Source organism: Phenylobacterium sp. GW821-FHT12F10, from assembly GCF_058806695.1.
This window is the reverse complement of the sequence record NZ_JBXAPY010000001.1, coordinates 512,240-526,054: the sequence shown is the minus strand read 5'-3', so window position 1 is coordinate 526,054 and position 13,815 is coordinate 512,240. Positions and strand designations below refer to the sequence as shown.

General features: G+C 70.1%; 16 protein-coding genes. 6 read left to right on the top strand and 10 right to left on the bottom strand.

What is annotated here, in order from left to right; genetic code table 11:
• From AC1RN5_RS02600 to AC1RN5_RS02575, 6 genes are all read right to left on the bottom strand, one after another.
• The gene (locus AC1RN5_RS02600; protein WP_493039712.1) at nt 1-2,232 is read right to left on the bottom strand and encodes an arylsulfatase; all 2,232 of its coding nucleotides are present in this window, start codon (nt 2,230-2,232) and stop codon (nt 1-3) included.
• Between the two features lie 73 nt (nt 2,233-2,305).
• Entirely contained in the window at nt 2,306-3,712 is a 1,407-nt protein-coding gene (locus tag AC1RN5_RS02595; RefSeq protein ID WP_493039711.1) for a M20/M25/M40 family metallo-hydrolase, read from the bottom strand.
• A 95-nt stretch (nt 3,713-3,807) separates the two neighbouring features.
• A complete protein-coding gene (locus AC1RN5_RS02590; RefSeq protein WP_493039710.1) occupies nt 3,808-4,236 on the bottom strand; it encodes a DUF1178 family protein in 429 nt (142 codons plus the stop codon).
• On the bottom strand, nt 4,233-5,066 hold the full coding sequence (locus AC1RN5_RS02585) for a carbon-nitrogen hydrolase family protein (RefSeq protein WP_493039709.1): 834 nt from the start codon (nt 5,064-5,066) through the stop codon (nt 4,233-4,235). The genes AC1RN5_RS02590 and AC1RN5_RS02585 overlap by 4 nt, the downstream gene beginning before the upstream one ends.
• Nucleotides 5,067-5,106: 40 nt before the next feature.
• Entirely contained in the window at nt 5,107-5,364 is a 258-nt protein-coding gene (grxC, locus tag AC1RN5_RS02580) for a glutaredoxin 3 (RefSeq protein ID WP_493039708.1), read from the bottom strand.
• Between the two features lie 33 nt (nt 5,365-5,397).
• Entirely contained in the window at nt 5,398-6,183 is a 786-nt protein-coding gene (locus AC1RN5_RS02575) for a ComF family protein (protein ID WP_493039707.1), read from the bottom strand.
• On the opposite strand from AC1RN5_RS02575, the gene AC1RN5_RS02570 reads away from it, so the two are divergent.
• On the top strand, nt 6,182-7,093 hold the full coding sequence (locus AC1RN5_RS02570) for a methyltransferase domain-containing protein (protein WP_493039706.1): 912 nt from the start codon (nt 6,182-6,184) through the stop codon (nt 7,091-7,093). The genes AC1RN5_RS02575 and AC1RN5_RS02570 overlap by 2 nt on opposite strands.
• Here the strand turns inward: AC1RN5_RS02570 and AC1RN5_RS02565 are convergent.
• Nucleotides 7,090-7,833: a glutathione S-transferase family protein gene (locus AC1RN5_RS02565; RefSeq protein WP_493039705.1), complete on the bottom strand. Its 744-nt coding sequence runs from the start codon at nt 7,831-7,833 to the stop codon at nt 7,090-7,092. The two genes, AC1RN5_RS02570 and AC1RN5_RS02565, sit on opposite strands and share 4 nt — an antisense overlap.
• A gap of 84 nt (nt 7,834-7,917) precedes the next feature.
• Between AC1RN5_RS02565 and AC1RN5_RS02560 the strand changes: the two genes are divergently transcribed.
• Nucleotides 7,918-8,679 carry a helix-turn-helix transcriptional regulator gene (locus AC1RN5_RS02560; RefSeq protein WP_493039704.1) on the top strand — a complete coding sequence of 254 codons (762 nt, stop codon included), beginning with the start codon at nt 7,918-7,920 and terminating at the stop codon, nt 8,677-8,679.
• Here AC1RN5_RS02560 and AC1RN5_RS02555 read toward each other — a convergent pair.
• Genes AC1RN5_RS02555 through mutT form a run of 3 tightly spaced genes read right to left on the bottom strand, consistent with a single transcriptional unit; the run spans nt 8,676 to nt 10,116 of the window.
• The gene (locus AC1RN5_RS02555) at nt 8,676-9,533 is read right to left on the bottom strand and encodes a kinase (protein ID WP_493039703.1); all 858 of its coding nucleotides are present in this window, start codon (nt 9,531-9,533) and stop codon (nt 8,676-8,678) included. The genes AC1RN5_RS02560 and AC1RN5_RS02555 overlap by 4 nt on opposite strands.
• Nucleotides 9,534-9,547: 14 nt before the next feature.
• Entirely contained in the window at nt 9,548-9,673 is a 126-nt protein-coding gene (locus AC1RN5_RS02550) for a hypothetical protein (RefSeq protein WP_493039702.1), read from the bottom strand.
• Between the two features lie 32 nt (nt 9,674-9,705).
• Complete coding sequence (gene mutT / locus AC1RN5_RS02545) at nt 9,706-10,116, bottom strand: 8-oxo-dGTP diphosphatase MutT (protein ID WP_493039701.1); 411 nt, start codon at nt 10,114-10,116, stop codon at nt 9,706-9,708.
• A gap of 122 nt (nt 10,117-10,238) precedes the next feature.
• Between mutT and AC1RN5_RS02540 the strand changes: the two genes are divergently transcribed.
• The 4 genes from AC1RN5_RS02540 to AC1RN5_RS02525 are packed head-to-tail and all read left to right on the top strand — an operon-like array spanning nt 10,239 to nt 13,808.
• Nucleotides 10,239-10,928 carry a glutathione binding-like protein gene (locus AC1RN5_RS02540; protein WP_493039700.1) on the top strand — a complete coding sequence of 230 codons (690 nt, stop codon included), beginning with the start codon at nt 10,239-10,241 and terminating at the stop codon, nt 10,926-10,928.
• Nucleotides 10,925-11,536 carry a 2-hydroxychromene-2-carboxylate isomerase gene (locus tag AC1RN5_RS02535; protein ID WP_493039699.1) on the top strand — a complete coding sequence of 204 codons (612 nt, stop codon included), beginning with the start codon at nt 10,925-10,927 and terminating at the stop codon, nt 11,534-11,536. Before AC1RN5_RS02540 ends, AC1RN5_RS02535 begins: the two co-directional genes overlap by 4 nt.
• Entirely contained in the window at nt 11,536-12,774 is a 1,239-nt protein-coding gene (locus AC1RN5_RS02530) for a serine hydrolase domain-containing protein (RefSeq protein ID WP_493039698.1), read from the top strand. The genes AC1RN5_RS02535 and AC1RN5_RS02530 overlap by 1 nt, the downstream gene beginning before the upstream one ends.
• Entirely contained in the window at nt 12,771-13,808 is a 1,038-nt protein-coding gene (locus tag AC1RN5_RS02525) for an amidohydrolase family protein (RefSeq protein WP_493039697.1), read from the top strand. Before AC1RN5_RS02530 ends, AC1RN5_RS02525 begins: the two co-directional genes overlap by 4 nt.
• Nucleotides 13,809-13,815 lie beyond the last annotated feature (7 nt).

Below are 13,815 nucleotides of genomic sequence, written 5' to 3'. Positions count from 1 at the left end.
TTACTGCCGCGCCATCTCCGCCTCGCCCAGCAGCTCGCCGTCCAGATCCTGGTCGGCGTCCATGGTCACCACCACCCGCCGCAGCTTGCCGGTGAAGGTGAACGGCGCCGGATAGGGGGCCACGGGGCTGCCCCGGTCGCGGCCGATATCCAGGCCCGACCAGGAGATGAAGGTGGCGAAGCCGATGTGGGTCTTCACCTCGCCGGCCACGCGGCCGTCCACCGCCAGGGTGAAGGTCCGGCCGTCGGAGGTCTGGCGGCAGCGCAGGGCGAGCTTGCGCAGGCCCGGCGCGATGGGCTCGGCGGAGCTGACCGTGGCCAGGGCCCCGCCGACGTTGAGGGTGTGATGCAGGCGGCCGTCCTGAAGGTAGAAGCTATAGCCGCAGGTGGCGTCGCCGTGGGCCAGCAACACCCCCTCCGCGCCGCCGGGCGGGATGATCGCCTCGGCCTCGATGATATAGGAGCGGCTCCGCACGTCGGGCGCCACGTCGGCGGGCAGGTGGCCCATGCCGGGGTGGAAGACGAAGCGCTTGCGGGCGCCGTGATAGCGCAGGGCGTTCTCGGCGAAGCGGGGGCCGAAGCGGTCGTCCAGGGGCAGGACCTTGTAGGCCTCGGCCGCCTTCCACCATTCGGCCACCAGGTCCGCCAGCTTTTCCGGCTCTGCGGACGCCAGGTCGCGGGTCTCCGAGAAGTCGGCGTCCAGGTGGTAGAGCTCCCAGACATCGGTGTCGAAGGCCGTGCCCGGCGGATGGAAGGCCACCGCCTTCCAGCCATCCTTCCAGAGGCCGCGGTGCCCGAACATCTCGAAGTGCTGGGCCTTGGTCCTGCTGGGAGCGGCGGGGTCCTTCAGGGAGGCGGCGAAGCTGACGCCCTCCAGGGGCATCTGCGGCACGCCGGCGATGACCGCCGGCGGCTCGATGCCCAGGATGTCCAGCAGGGTCGGCGTGAAGTCGCAAACGTGGGCGAACTGGGTGCGCAGCTCGCCGCGCGCCGGCAGGCCGTTCTTCCAGCTGATCACCAGGGGATCGCGGATACCGCCGCCGTGGGTGTTCTGCTTGTAGCGGCGCAGGGGGGTGTTGGAGGCCATGGCCCAGCCCTGCGGGAAGTTGGAATGGCTGTCGGGGCTGCCGATGTCGTCGAGGCGGGCCAGCTTCTCGGCCATGGGCTCGAACTTCAGATTGTAGGGCCCCATGGCGTTGACCATGCCCAGCGGCCCGCCCTCCTGGCTGGCGCCGTTGTCGGACATGACGACGATCAGGGTGTCGTCCTTGATCCCCGCGTCCTCCAGGAAGGCGATCAGCCGGGCCAGGTGACGATCGGCGTGGTCGAGCATGCCAGCATAGGCGCTCTGCAGGCGGGTGAAGACCCGCTTGTCGTCGGGCAGGCACTCGTCCCAGGGCCGGATGCCGTCGTTGCGCTCGGGCATGACGGTGTCGGCGGGCACGATGCCCATGGCCTTCTGGCGCGCTAGGCGCTGCTCGCGCTCCACGTCCCAGCCGTGTTCGAACACCGGGTCGTACTGGCGAATGATGTGCTGCGGCGCCTGGTGGGGGGCGTGGCAGGCGCCGGGCGCCAGCCACAGAAGCCAGGGCTTGTCGGGCGCATCGGCCTCGTGGTCGGCGATGAAGCGGATCGACTGGTCCACCAGGTCGGCGGTCAGGTGATAGCCCTCGGCGTAGCTGGCGGGCTGCTCGATGGGGGTGTTGTCGCGCACCAGTTCCGGGGCGAACTGGTCGGTCTCGGCGTCCATGAAGCCGTAGAAGCGGTCGAAACCGCGGCCGAGCGGCCAACCGTCGAACGGACCCGACGGTCCGGTCTCGGTGAGCGGCGTCGCGTGCCACTTGCCCACCATGTAGGTGGAGTAGCCGTGCGGCTTGAGCATCTCCGGCAGGGTCCCGGCCTCACGGGCGATCTTGCCGCGATAGCCGGGGAAGCCTGAGTCGAAGTTCGACAGGCAGCCCATGCCCACCGAGTGGTGGTTGCGCCCGGTCAGCAGGGCCGCCCGGGTGGTGGAGCACATGGCCGTGGTGTGGAAGCCCGTATAGCGCAGACCCTCGGCGGCCAGGGCGTCGATGGTCGGCGTCTTGATGGGTGAGCCGTAGCAGCCGAAGTCGGAGAAGCCGACGTCGTCGAACAGCACCACCAGGATGTTGGGCGCCCCCTTCGGCGCCTTGGGCGCCGGCGGCCAATAGGGGGTCGAGTCCGCCAGGGTTCGCCCGATCTTCGCCGCCATCTCGACCTCCGGAAAACTATTGGCAGAAGAGATGCCAGTTTTTCCGGAGGACGGAAAGAGGGGCTTGCAGCCCCTATTTCTGGGTCGCGTAGAGCTTCACCACCTCATAGAGGAAGTCGCGGCCCTCATAGAGCGAGCGCACCCGGATGCGTTCGTTCAGGCCGTGGACGCCGCCGCCGTCCGGGTCGCCGAACATGCCCGAGAGGCCGTAGCTGGGAATGCCGGCGGCGTTGGTGAAGCGGCTGTCGGTGGCGCCGGTGGACATGGCCGGCACGAAGGCGACGCCGGGCCACATCTTGTGGGAGACCTGCTCGATGGGGCCGACGATGGCCTTGGTGAGCGGCGGCGGCGGCGAGACCGGGCTGGGGACCCCCACCATCGAGACGGCGATCTTGTCGTCGGCGAAGACCTTCACCAGCTGGGCCTTCACCGAGTCCAGGCTCTCGCCGGGCAGGATGCGGCAGTTGACGTTGGCCTCGGCCCGCTGCGGCAGGGCGTTGGGGGCGTGGCCGGCGTTGACCATGGTGGCCACGCAGGTGGTGCGCATCATCGAGTTGCGGCTGGCCTCCTTGATCACCTCGGCCACGGCCGCGGCGTCGGTGGGGTCCTTGGCCACGGCGGCCATGGCCGCGCCCGAGGCGCCGCCCTCGATCACCGCCATCTTCTCGAAGTGGTTCTTGGTCGCCTCGTTGAGGCGGATCGGGAAGTCGTAGGCGGCCAGCCGGTCCAGGGCCGCGGCCAGGTGGTAGATGGCGTTGTCCTTGGAGGGCCGCGAGGAGTGGCCGCCGGGGTTGGTCGTGACCAGGGTGAAGTCCTGATAGACCTTCTCCCCGGCCTGGATGCCCAGGAACTGGCGCTCGCCCTTCTCGTTCAGCCGGCCGCCGGCGCCCTCGTTCAGGGCGAATTCGGCGTCCATCAGCGGGCGGTGATTCTTCAGCAGCCACTCGACCCCGTCGAAGGTGTCGGAGGTTTCCTCGCCGCAGGTCAGCACCAGCTTCAGGCCCCGGCGGGGTTTGAAGCCCTCGGTCTTGTAGCGGATCATGGAGTCGGTGAAGACCGAGGCCATGGCCTTATCGTCGCTGGCGCCCCGGGCGTAGAAATAGCCGCCCTCCTCGATCAGGGTGAAGGGATCGCGCACCCAGTCGGCGCGGTTGGCCTCCACCACGTCGATATGGGCCAGCAGCATGATCGGCTTCAGCTTGGGGTCGGTTCCGGCCAGGGTCGCCACCAGGGCGCCGTCCTTGGGACGCTCCGTCGGGACCAGGACCTGGACATCCTTATCCGCATAGCCGGCGGCCTTCAGGCGCGCGCCCATCTTCTCGGCGGCGGCGGTGCAGCTGCCCACCGAGAGCGTGGTGTTGGTCTCCACCAGCTCCTTGTAGAGCGCCCGGAAGGCGGCCTGGTCGGGCCGCGTCTGAGCCTGGGCGGCGGAGGCCGAGAGGGTCGCGGCGCCGACGGCGGCGAGGAGGGTGAGTTTCATGGACGGGCCCCGGTTACGCTTTGCGCAGACCGTAGGCGCCGCTTTGGCTCGCCGCAAGGAATGTCACGCGTCCGGCGCGGATCGCGACTGGCCGCCTAGTTCAGCGACGCCTTCTTCACCGGCGCCGGGGGCAGTGGCGCGATATTGACGCCCTCTTCCGCCAGCTCGCGGACCTCGGCCAGGGAGGCCTCGCCATAGATGCCGCGTTCCTCGGACTTGCCGGCGTGGATGGCGCGGGCCTCGTCGGCGAAGTCCTCGCCGACATAGTCGAAATTCTCCTCCACGTGCTGGCGGACCTGGGCCAGGGCCTGCATCATCACCTCGCGGGCGGCGGGGGTCATGTCGGGGGTGTTGCGTTTCGTGCCGGCCACCATGGGGGCCATGATCTGCTTGGTGACGGCGGTCGAGCCGCAGACCGGGCAACCGATCTGGCCGGCGGCGGCCTGGGCCTCGAAGTCGTCGGACGAGCCGAACCAGCCCTCGAACTCATGGGCGTGGTCGCAGGCAAGCGCGTAGCGGATCATGACAGCGGCGTCGGGGCGGCGAAGGGCCGGGCGTTGGCGAGGGCCGGGATCGCCGAACGAGCCTTGGCGACGGCGTCGAGGTCGAGGTCCACCACCAGCACGCCAGGCTCGTCATGGGCGAGCTGGCCGACGATCTCGCCCCAGGGGGCGATGGCGATCGTGTGGCCCCAGGTGCCGCGGCGGTCCTCGTGGAAGCCGCCCTGGGCGGGCGCGAGCACGAAGCTGCCAGTCTCGATGGCCCGGGCGCGCAGCAGGATTTCCCAATGGGCCTCGCCGGTGGGCCGGGTGAAGGCGGCCGGGACCAGCATCACCTGGGCGCCGGCCAGCGCAAGCGCCCGATAGACCGCCGGGAAGCGCATGTCGTAGCAGATGGTCAGGCCCAGCGGCGTCTCACCGGCCATGGCGGTCACGGCGCGGTCGCCGGGCTCGTAGGTCTCGCTCTCGCGCGCCGTCTCCCCGGTGGGCAGGTCGACGTCGAACATGTGCAGCTTGTCGTAGGTGGCGGTGATCTCGCCGGCCGGGGAGATCAGGGCCGCGCGGTTGGCGGCCTTGCCGTCCTCGCGCTTGACCAGGGCCGAGCCAATCAGCAGCCAGACGGAAAGCTCCCTGGCGAGCGCCTGCATCCCCCGCACCACCGGATCGTCGGCCAGCAGGGTCAGCTGCGGCAGCAGGGCGGCCTTGTCCTTCTGCAGGATATTGCTGCCCTCGGGCGTGGCGATAAAGCTCGCGCCTTGGGCGGCGGCCTCGCGCACCAGGGGCGTCAGGTGTTCGAGCGCCGCGGCATGGCTGGCGGGGGTCCGGGTCTGGATCAGTCCGACGCGCAAGGTCATGGCCTTCTCTAGAAGCCGGTCAGCCCTGGCTTGGCAAGGCTCAAGCCGCCAGCAGGGGGTCCAGCTTGCCCGCCTGCTCCAGGGCCATCATGTCGTCGCAGCCGCCGATGTGTTCCTCGCCGATGAAGATCTGCGGGAAGGTGGCGCGGCCACCGGCGCGCTGCATCATCTCCTTGCGCTTCTCGGGATCGAAGGCGGCCTCGATCTCGGTGAAGTCGACGCCCTTCTTCTCCAGCAGGGAGACCGCGCGGACGCAGTAGGGGCAATAGGGCTTGGTGTAGATGGTGACTTGGGCCATGTCTCAACTAACGCCGAAAGGGGTTGATGGGTCCTATATGGTGGTGTTCGCGGCTTCTTTCACCCGGGCCACCACCGCCACATCGACGCAGCTCGCCCCCGCCTTCAGCAGGGCCCGCGCGCAGCCCTCGACGGTGGCCCCGGTGGTCATGACGTCATCAATCAGCAGGATTCGCTTGCCCGCCACCTGTTTCGCCCGCGAGGCGGGCACGGAGAAGGCCGCCGCCACGTTCCTGCGCCGTCCGGAGCCGGACTTGCCCCCTTGGGTCTGCGTGGCGCGCACCCGGATCAGCGCGTCGGGCAGGTAGGCCACGCGCGCCAGCCGGCTCAGCGGGCGGGCGATCTCGGCGGCCTGGTTGTAGCGGCGGCCCAGCAGGCGGGTCGGATGCAGGGGCACAGGCGCGATGGCGTCGGCGTCCGCCAGCAGAGCCCGCGCCGAGCGGCTGATCCAGCGGGCGAACAGGGGCGCGAGGTCGGTGCGGTCTGCGTGCTTCAGCTGCAGGATCGGTCCCCGGGAGGCGTCGTCATAGAGGCAGGCGGCCCGGGCCCGGTCGAAGGCGCGGGGCCTGGCCATGCAGGCGGCGCAACGCACGCCCTCGCCCAGGGGATATTCGAAGGGCGTCCCGCAGCCGTCGCAGACCGGATCGTCGAGGAAGCTGATCTGGCTCCAGCCCGCCGCCGAGAGGCCGGTGGCCAGGGGCCGAGGGCCGTCATCCAGGGCCTGGGGCGGGAACAGCAGGTCGAGGGCGGACCGCGCGGCGGATTTTAGACGCGGCCCAGGTTTCCACCAGGCCTCCGACAGGCCATCTTGCAGGCTCATGTCCGCCCCACCCCTGCTCTTCGACCGCGCCACCCTGCGCGCCCGTCTCACCCGCGCCGCCCCCGGCTACGGGAACGCCGACTTCCTCAAGCGCCGCGCGGCGGAGGACGCCGTGGTTCGCCTGGAGGCGATCCTGCGCGAGTTTCCGCGCGCCGTCGACCTGGGGGCCCGCAACGGGGCCTTCCGCCGGGCCCTGGCCCAGAGCGACGCCGCCGCCCGCGTGGGGCTGCTGGTGGAGGCCGATCTCTCCGCGGCCATGCTGGCCGACCGCGACGGCCCCCGCATCGTCGCCGACGAGGAGCGCCTGCCCTTCGCCTTCGGTTCGCTGGACCTGGTGGTCTCGACGCTCGCCCTGCACTGGACCAACGACGTGGTGGGCGCCCTGATCCAGATCCGCCGGGCGCTGAAGCCCGACGGCCTGTTCATCGGCTCGATGTTCGGGGGCGCGACCCTGACCGAACTGCGCGCCTCCCTGCTGTCGGCGGAGATCGAGCTGACCGGCGGGGCGGGCAGCCGCATCTCCCCCTTCGCCGACGCCTATGACGCCGCGGGCCTGCTCCAGAGGTCGGGTTTCGCCCTGCCGGTGGCCGACGTCGACCGGGTGACGGTGCGCTACAGCCACCCCATCAAGCTGCTGGCCGACCTGCGGGCCATGGGGGAGACCAGCGTGCTGGCGGACCGCCATCCCCGGGCGCTCACCAAGACCATCCTGGCCCGCGCCCTGCAGCTCTATGTCGAGCGGTTCGCCGAGCCGGACGGCCGGGTGCCGGCCACCTTCGAGATCCTCACCCTCACCGGCTGGACTCCGGACGCCAGCCAGCAGCAGCCCCTGAAGCCCGGCAGCGCCAAGATGCGCCTGGCCGACGCCCTGGGCGCCGTCGAACAGCCGCTACCGCGCGACGAAGACTAGGCCGCCACCGCCTCGGGCGCCGCGGCCCAGGCGAAGTCGGGGTAGAAGCGGGCCATCATCCGGGCGGTGTAGCCGACCAGGCGCGGGAAGCGCTCGGCGCGGCGGCGCAGCGGGGAGTCGAAGAAGGGCGTCAGCATCCCCGCCAGGACAGCGAAGACGAAAGCGTCGAGGCTGGTGGGCTCGTCTCCCATCATGAAGGCCTTGTCCCCGAGCAGGGCGTCCAGCGCCATCAGGGAGCGGGCGGCGAGCGCCAGGATCTCATGCTCGGAATGACGTCCGACCCCGACGGCGCGGATATTGGCCGCGACCGCCTCCAGCAGTTGGGCCCTCAGCACCGGCCGGGCGGTCTCCGGCGCGTTGTCGAACCAATGGGCGGGGCCCTTCTCGAAGTTCTCCGGCAGCAGGAAGCGGAAATAGCCCGAGGTCCAGGCCAGGTGGTTCTCGCACATCCGCTCGATGGCCCAGGCCTGGGCGCGCGCCACCGTGGTGAGGCCAGCGTCCAGATCCACGCCGTAGCGCGCCTCGATGTGGCCGCGGATGAAGGTGGAGTCGGCGATCTTCTGGCCGGCGTCCTCGATGTAGGGGAGCTGGCCCTTGGGCGAGTCCTCGCGCCAGCCCTGGACCTTCACATAGGCCAGGCCGGCCATCTGGAGTTGGACCTCGCTCTTGGTCACATAGGGGCTGACTTCCGGCAGACCGAAGCCTTCGCCGCAGGCGTAGAGGGTGATCAGCTTGGTCATGGCGTTTCTCCGGTTGCGTCGATCCCGGTTCTATTGCCATCCTGCTGCCAACATGGTGGCAGCAATGGTGGAGCTTCTGGACTCATGAGACGCGCCGACCGCCTGTTCCAGATCATCCAGATCCTGCGCCGCGCCCGCCGGCCGGTGACCGCCGACGCGCTGGCCGAGGAGCTGGAGACCTCCAAGCGCACCGTCTATCGCGACGTCGCCGACCTGATGGCCCAGCGGGTGCCGGTGCGGGGCGAGGCGGGCATCGGCTATGTCCTGGACCAGGGCTACGACCTGCCGCCGCTGATGCTGACCCCCGACGAGATCGAGGCCGCGGTGCTGGGCGCCCAGTGGGTGGCCGGCCGAGGCGACCCAGCGCTCGCCCGGGCCGCCGAGGACCTGATCGCCAAGATCAGCGCCGCCATCCCCGAGCGCCTGCGCCCCTATATCGACGCGCCCTCCCTGGGCGCCGCCACGTCCTGGAAGATCCATCCGGACGCCATCGACATGGCCCAGGTGCGCGCCCAGATCCACGCCGGCCGCAAGATCTCCATCCACTACAAGGACGAGCAGGGCCGCGACAGCCAGCGGGTGATCTGGCCGGTGACCATCGGCTATCACGACACCGTCCGCATGCTGATGGCCTGGTGCGAGATGCGCCAGGACTTCCGCTCCTTCCGCGCCGATCGGGTGACGGGCGCGGAGTTCCTCGAGGATCGCTACCCAGAGCGGCCTGCCGTCCTGCGCGCCAAGTGGCGACGGGTGATGGAGGAGCGCCGGGCCGAGGACATCGAAAGGATGAAGGCGCGGCACGCGGCAAGGGTGGCGGCCGCGGAGGGGCGTGACGGCTGCGACTAGATCCTCGGCCGCCGCTCGGCGTCCAGCTCCACCACCACGTCCGCCCGCCCCGGCATCTCGGCCAGGATGTGTCGCGTCAGCCGTTCGTAGTGGGCGATGAAGGCGGCCACCTCGTCGTCGGTCATGGCGCGCTTGAGGTCGCCCCCCTCGCGGGCCAGGCGGGCGCGGAGCTTGGCCTCCTGCTCGCGCCGCCAGGCCAGGACCACCTCGAAGCTGGGGGCCTTGAGCAGGACCAGCAGGTCGATGCGGGAGAACAGGTCCTGGTAGGGGCCGGCCAGGGCGGCGTTGACGAAGGCTCGCCAGCGGCCGTCGGGGTCGCGCTCCCGTTCCAGGGCGTTGATCGGCTCGGCCAGGGCGGCGCGGTCCTGGGGGGCCGCCCCGACGCACCAGCCCTCGAACAGGATCACATCCGCCGGGCCGGCGACGGGGACGCCATCGGGGCGGCGATCGTCGGTGCTCTTGTCGAAGCTCGGCAGCAGGGTCTCGCCGGGTCGGGTCAGGCCGTCGAGGACCGCCAGGCCCAGGGCCACGTCATGGGTTCCGGGCGCGCCGCGGGTGGCCAGCAGGGGATGGACCTCGCGGGCCAGGGCCTGGCGGGCGGCATGGGTCAGGTAGAGGTCGTCCAGGGAGAGGGAGGCCACCTTCAGGCCCCGGACCTCCAGCATGTGCCGGAGCACGGCGGTCAGGGTGGACTTGCCGCTGGCCTGGGTCCCGCAGATCCCCACCACGAAGCCCGGCGCCCGCGCCGCGGCCATGATCCGCTCGGCGAGCGGCGCGCAGATCGCCGTCGCGGTGGCGGCGAAGTCGGGCGGCAGGCCCTCGGCGGCGATGAAGTCGGAAAGCCAGGCGTCCATGGCGGGACCCTAGCCTAGATCGCCGCCTCGATGGCGCTGGCGGCCTTGTTCATCAGGTCGAACAGGACGGTCTGGAAGGCGCCGATGGCGGCCACCACCGCCATGCCCAGCACCCCGGCCAGGATGGCGTACTCGATCATGGTCGCCCCGCGCTCGTCGCGCAGGAAACGGCTCAGATAAGATCGCGCAGCCAGGCCACCAGCGGCGCATCGGCCGGCGGCATCGGATAGTCGCTGAGTCTTGAGGGCTTCACCCATGCCAGCGCCGAATGCTCCCGGGCCGTGACCACGCCGTCCCAGCGACGGCACAGGTAGAGTGGCATCAGCAGGTGAAAGGACTCATAACCATGGCTGGCGAAGACGAAGGGGGCCAGGCAGGCGTTGGTGACGCGGATGCCCAGCTCTTCGTCCAACTCGCGGATCAGGCATTCCTCCGGGGTCTCGCCGGGCTCCACCTTGCCGCCGGGAAACTCCCACAGCCCGGCCAGTTGCTTGCCCTCCGGCCGCTGGGCGATCAGCACCCGGCCGTCGGAGTCGATGAGGGCGGCGGCGGCGACGAGCACCATGGGTTTGGGATCAGCCATGACGCCTGCATCGCGGGCTTGGCGGCCGAATGCAACAGGCCTGACGCGCGGAGAGGCTGGCGTCGAGACGTCAGGCCGGTAGTCTGTCGGCCAAGGCCCGCCCAGAGGCCCGGGAGACGCCGGTGATCGACCTCCATTACGCCGCCACCCCCAACGGCTGGAAGATCAGCATCATGCTGGAGGAGTGCGGCCTGCCGTACGCCGTCCATCCGGTGAACCTGGGGCGCGGGGAGCAGTTCGCGGCCGATTTCCTGAAGCTCAGCCCCAACAACCGCATCCCGGCCATCGTCGACCAGGACCCGGCGGACGGCGGGGCGCCGATCCCGATCTTCGAGACCGGGGCGATCCTGGTCTATCTGGCGGAGAAGACCGGGCGCTTCCTGCCCCACGATGTGCGCGGACGCAGCGTCGCGATGCAGTGGCTGATGTGGCAGGTGGGGGGCCTGGGGCCGATGCTGGGCCAGAACGGCCACTTCAAGCTCTACGCCCCGGAGAAGATCCCCTACGCGATCGACCGCTACGAGCGGGAGGCGGCCCGTCTCTACGGCGTGCTCGACGGCCAGCTCGAGCGGACCGGCGCCTATGTGGCCGGCGACGACTACAGCATCGCCGACATGGCCTGTTTCCCGTGGCTGATCACCCACAAGGCGCAAGGGCTCACCCTGGACGACTACCCGAACATCAAGCGCTGGTTCGCGCAGGTGCGGGCCCGGCCCGGCGTGGTGGCGGGCACGAGCGTCGGGCGGATGGCGCGGCCGGGCGAGATGGACGCGCAGACCAAGCAGAACCTCTTCGGGATCGCCGCAACATGATCGAGTGCTTCTTCGACTGCTCCAGCCCCTGGACCTATCTGGCCTTCCACAACCTGCAGCCCCTGGCCGCCGAGCTGGCGGTCGAGGTGAGCTGGCGGCCGATCCTGGTGGGGGGCATCTTCAACACGGTGAACCCCTCGGTCTACGAGCAGCGGGCGACCCCGGTGCCGGCCAAGGCGCGCTACATGAAGAAGGACCTGGAGGACTGGGCCCGGTATTCCGGGATCCGGATCACCTTCCCGCCCAAGGTCTTCCCGGTGAACAGCGTCAAGGCCATGCGCGGCTGCCTGTGGCTGACGCCCCAGGGCAAGCTGGTTCCCTTCGCCACCAAGGTGTTCGAGGCCTATTGGGGCGACAATCTCGACATCTCCCAGGACGAGGTGCTGGCGGGGATCTGCCACGAGGTCGGAGTCGAGCCCGCCGCCTTCCTGGCCGGGATCGCCGAGACCGCCATCAAGGAGCAGTTGCGCCTCAACACCGAGGAGGTGATGGCCCGCGGCGGCTTCGGATCGCCGACGATCTTCGTGGGGGGGACGGACATGTATTTCGGCAATGACCGCCTGCCCCTGGTGCGGGCCGCGGTCCTGGCGGCGAGGGCTGCGACCTGATGCCCAACCGTGATCTGACGCCCTCCACCCCCGCCGAGGCGGGCCTCTCCAGCGCCGGCTTGGCGGCCATCGACGCCTATCTGCAGGGCCTGGTGGACCAGGGGATCAACGCCGGCTTCGTCACCCTGACCGCGCGGCACGGCAGGCGCGCCCACCTCAGCACCATCGGGAAGAAGGACATCGCCTCAGGCGAGCCGATGGCGCCCGACACGATGTTCCGCATCTTCTCCATGACCAAGCCGGTGACGGCCGTGGCCATGATGATCCTGCACGATCGCGGCCTCTGGTCCCCCGACGACCCCATCGCCAGGCATCTGCCGGCCTTCGAGGGCGTGAAGGTGTTCGGCGGGGTGGACGCCGCCGGCGAGGTCATCCGGCTCGCCCCCGACCACCCCCCCACCCTGCGGGAGCTGCTGACCCACACGGCGGGCCTGATCTATGGGCACGAGCCCCTGGGCGGGCTGGAGGACCTCTACAAGGCCGCCGATGTCTGGCGCTCCGCCAGCCTTGCGGAGATGGCCGACAAGCTGGCCGGCCTGCCGCTCGCCTTCCAGCCGGGGAGCCAGTGGTTCTACGGCCTCTCCATGGACCTGCAGGGGGCGATCATCGAGGCGCTCTCGGGCCAGAGCCTGCCCGACTTCATGCAGGCCGAGATCTTCGGGCCCCTGGGGATGGTGGACACCGCCTTCCACACCCCGCCGGAGAAGAAGCACCGACTGGCGACCCTCTACCGCAACAGCGCCAGCCGAGGGCTCGTCCCCCTGGCGGGCAACCCCTTGCTGCCCGACCACGAAAGGCCGCCGGCCCTGGCCTCAGGGGGCGGGGGCCTGATCTCCACGGTGGGCGACTACGCCCGTTTCGCCCAGATGCTGCTGAACGGCGGCGAGTTCGCCGGCCGGCGGATCGTCAGCGCCGCGGGGGTGAAGCAGATGATGACCAACCAGATCTCCGACGAGATCATGGCCGGCGGCTTCGGCATCGGCCTGCAGCAGATCCGGCCGGGGTTCGGCTTCGGCTACAACGGGGTGGTGTTCACCGATCCCGCCGCGGCCGGGGTGCCGGCGGGCCTGGGGACCTATCACTGGGACGGCGCGGCCGGGACCTGGTTCTGGGTCGATCCCACCCATGACCTGATCTTCGTCGGCATGGTCCAGCTGCTGTCCGAGACCGCCCCGGCCCTCCAGGCCACCACCCAGACCCTGATGGCCGACGCCATCCTGCAGGAGGTCCATTCGTGAGCGAAGCCATCCTCGAACCCGATCTGCCGATCGTCGATCCGCACCATCATTTGTGGGACCGCCCGGCCGCCCTGATCGCCGCCCTGCCCCCGCCCAAGCACGGCTTTGAGCACATCATCCGCAAGGTCCCCCGCTACCTGCTGGACGAACTGCTGGCCGACATGAAGCGCGGCCACAACGTCAAGGCCACCGTCTACATGGAGTGCGGCTCCATGTACCGCGGCCGCGGCCCCGCGGCCCTCAAACCGGTGGGGGAAACCGAGTTCGTCAACGGGATCGCGGCCATGTCGGCCAGCGGCCTCTATGGCGACGTCCTGGCCTGCGCCGGCATCGTCGGCCACGCCGACTGCAATCTCGGCGCGGCGGTTCGCGAGACCCTGGAGGCCCACATCGCCGCCGGCGGCGGGCGCTTCCGCGGCATCCGCCAGAGCGCCTCGGCCAATCCCGACAAGGACGTGCTGGGCCCCCTGCACCGCATCGAGGGCGGGCTCTACCTGTCGCCGAAGTTCCGCGAGGGCTTCGCCCAGCTGGCGCCGCTCGGCCTGTCCTTCGACGCCTGGATGCTGGAGCCGCAGCTCCCCGACCTCATCGACCTCGCCAAGGCCTTCCCCGAGACCCAGATCATCCTCGACCACGTCGGCACCCCGCTGGGGATCGCCAGCTACGCCGGCAAGCGCGACGAGCGGTTCCCGATCTGGAAGGACAACATCCTGAAGTTCGCGGCCCTGCCCAACGTGGCGGTGAAGCTGGGGGGCCTGGCCATGGTGTTCCCGGGGTTCGACTCCTTCATGGCCTTCCCGCCCGCGTCGTCGGAGACCCTGGCGGCGGAGTGGAAGCCCTATATCGAGACCTGCATCGAGGCCTTCGGACCGCGGCGCTGCATGTTCGAGAGCAACTTCCCCGTCGACATCGGCAGCTGCGACTACGATGTGCTGTGGAACGCCTTCAAGGTGCTCGCCAAGGGCGCCTCGGAGAGCGAGAAGACCGCGCTGTTCTCCGGCACGGCGACCCAGATCTACCGCCTCGACCTCTAGCCCGAGA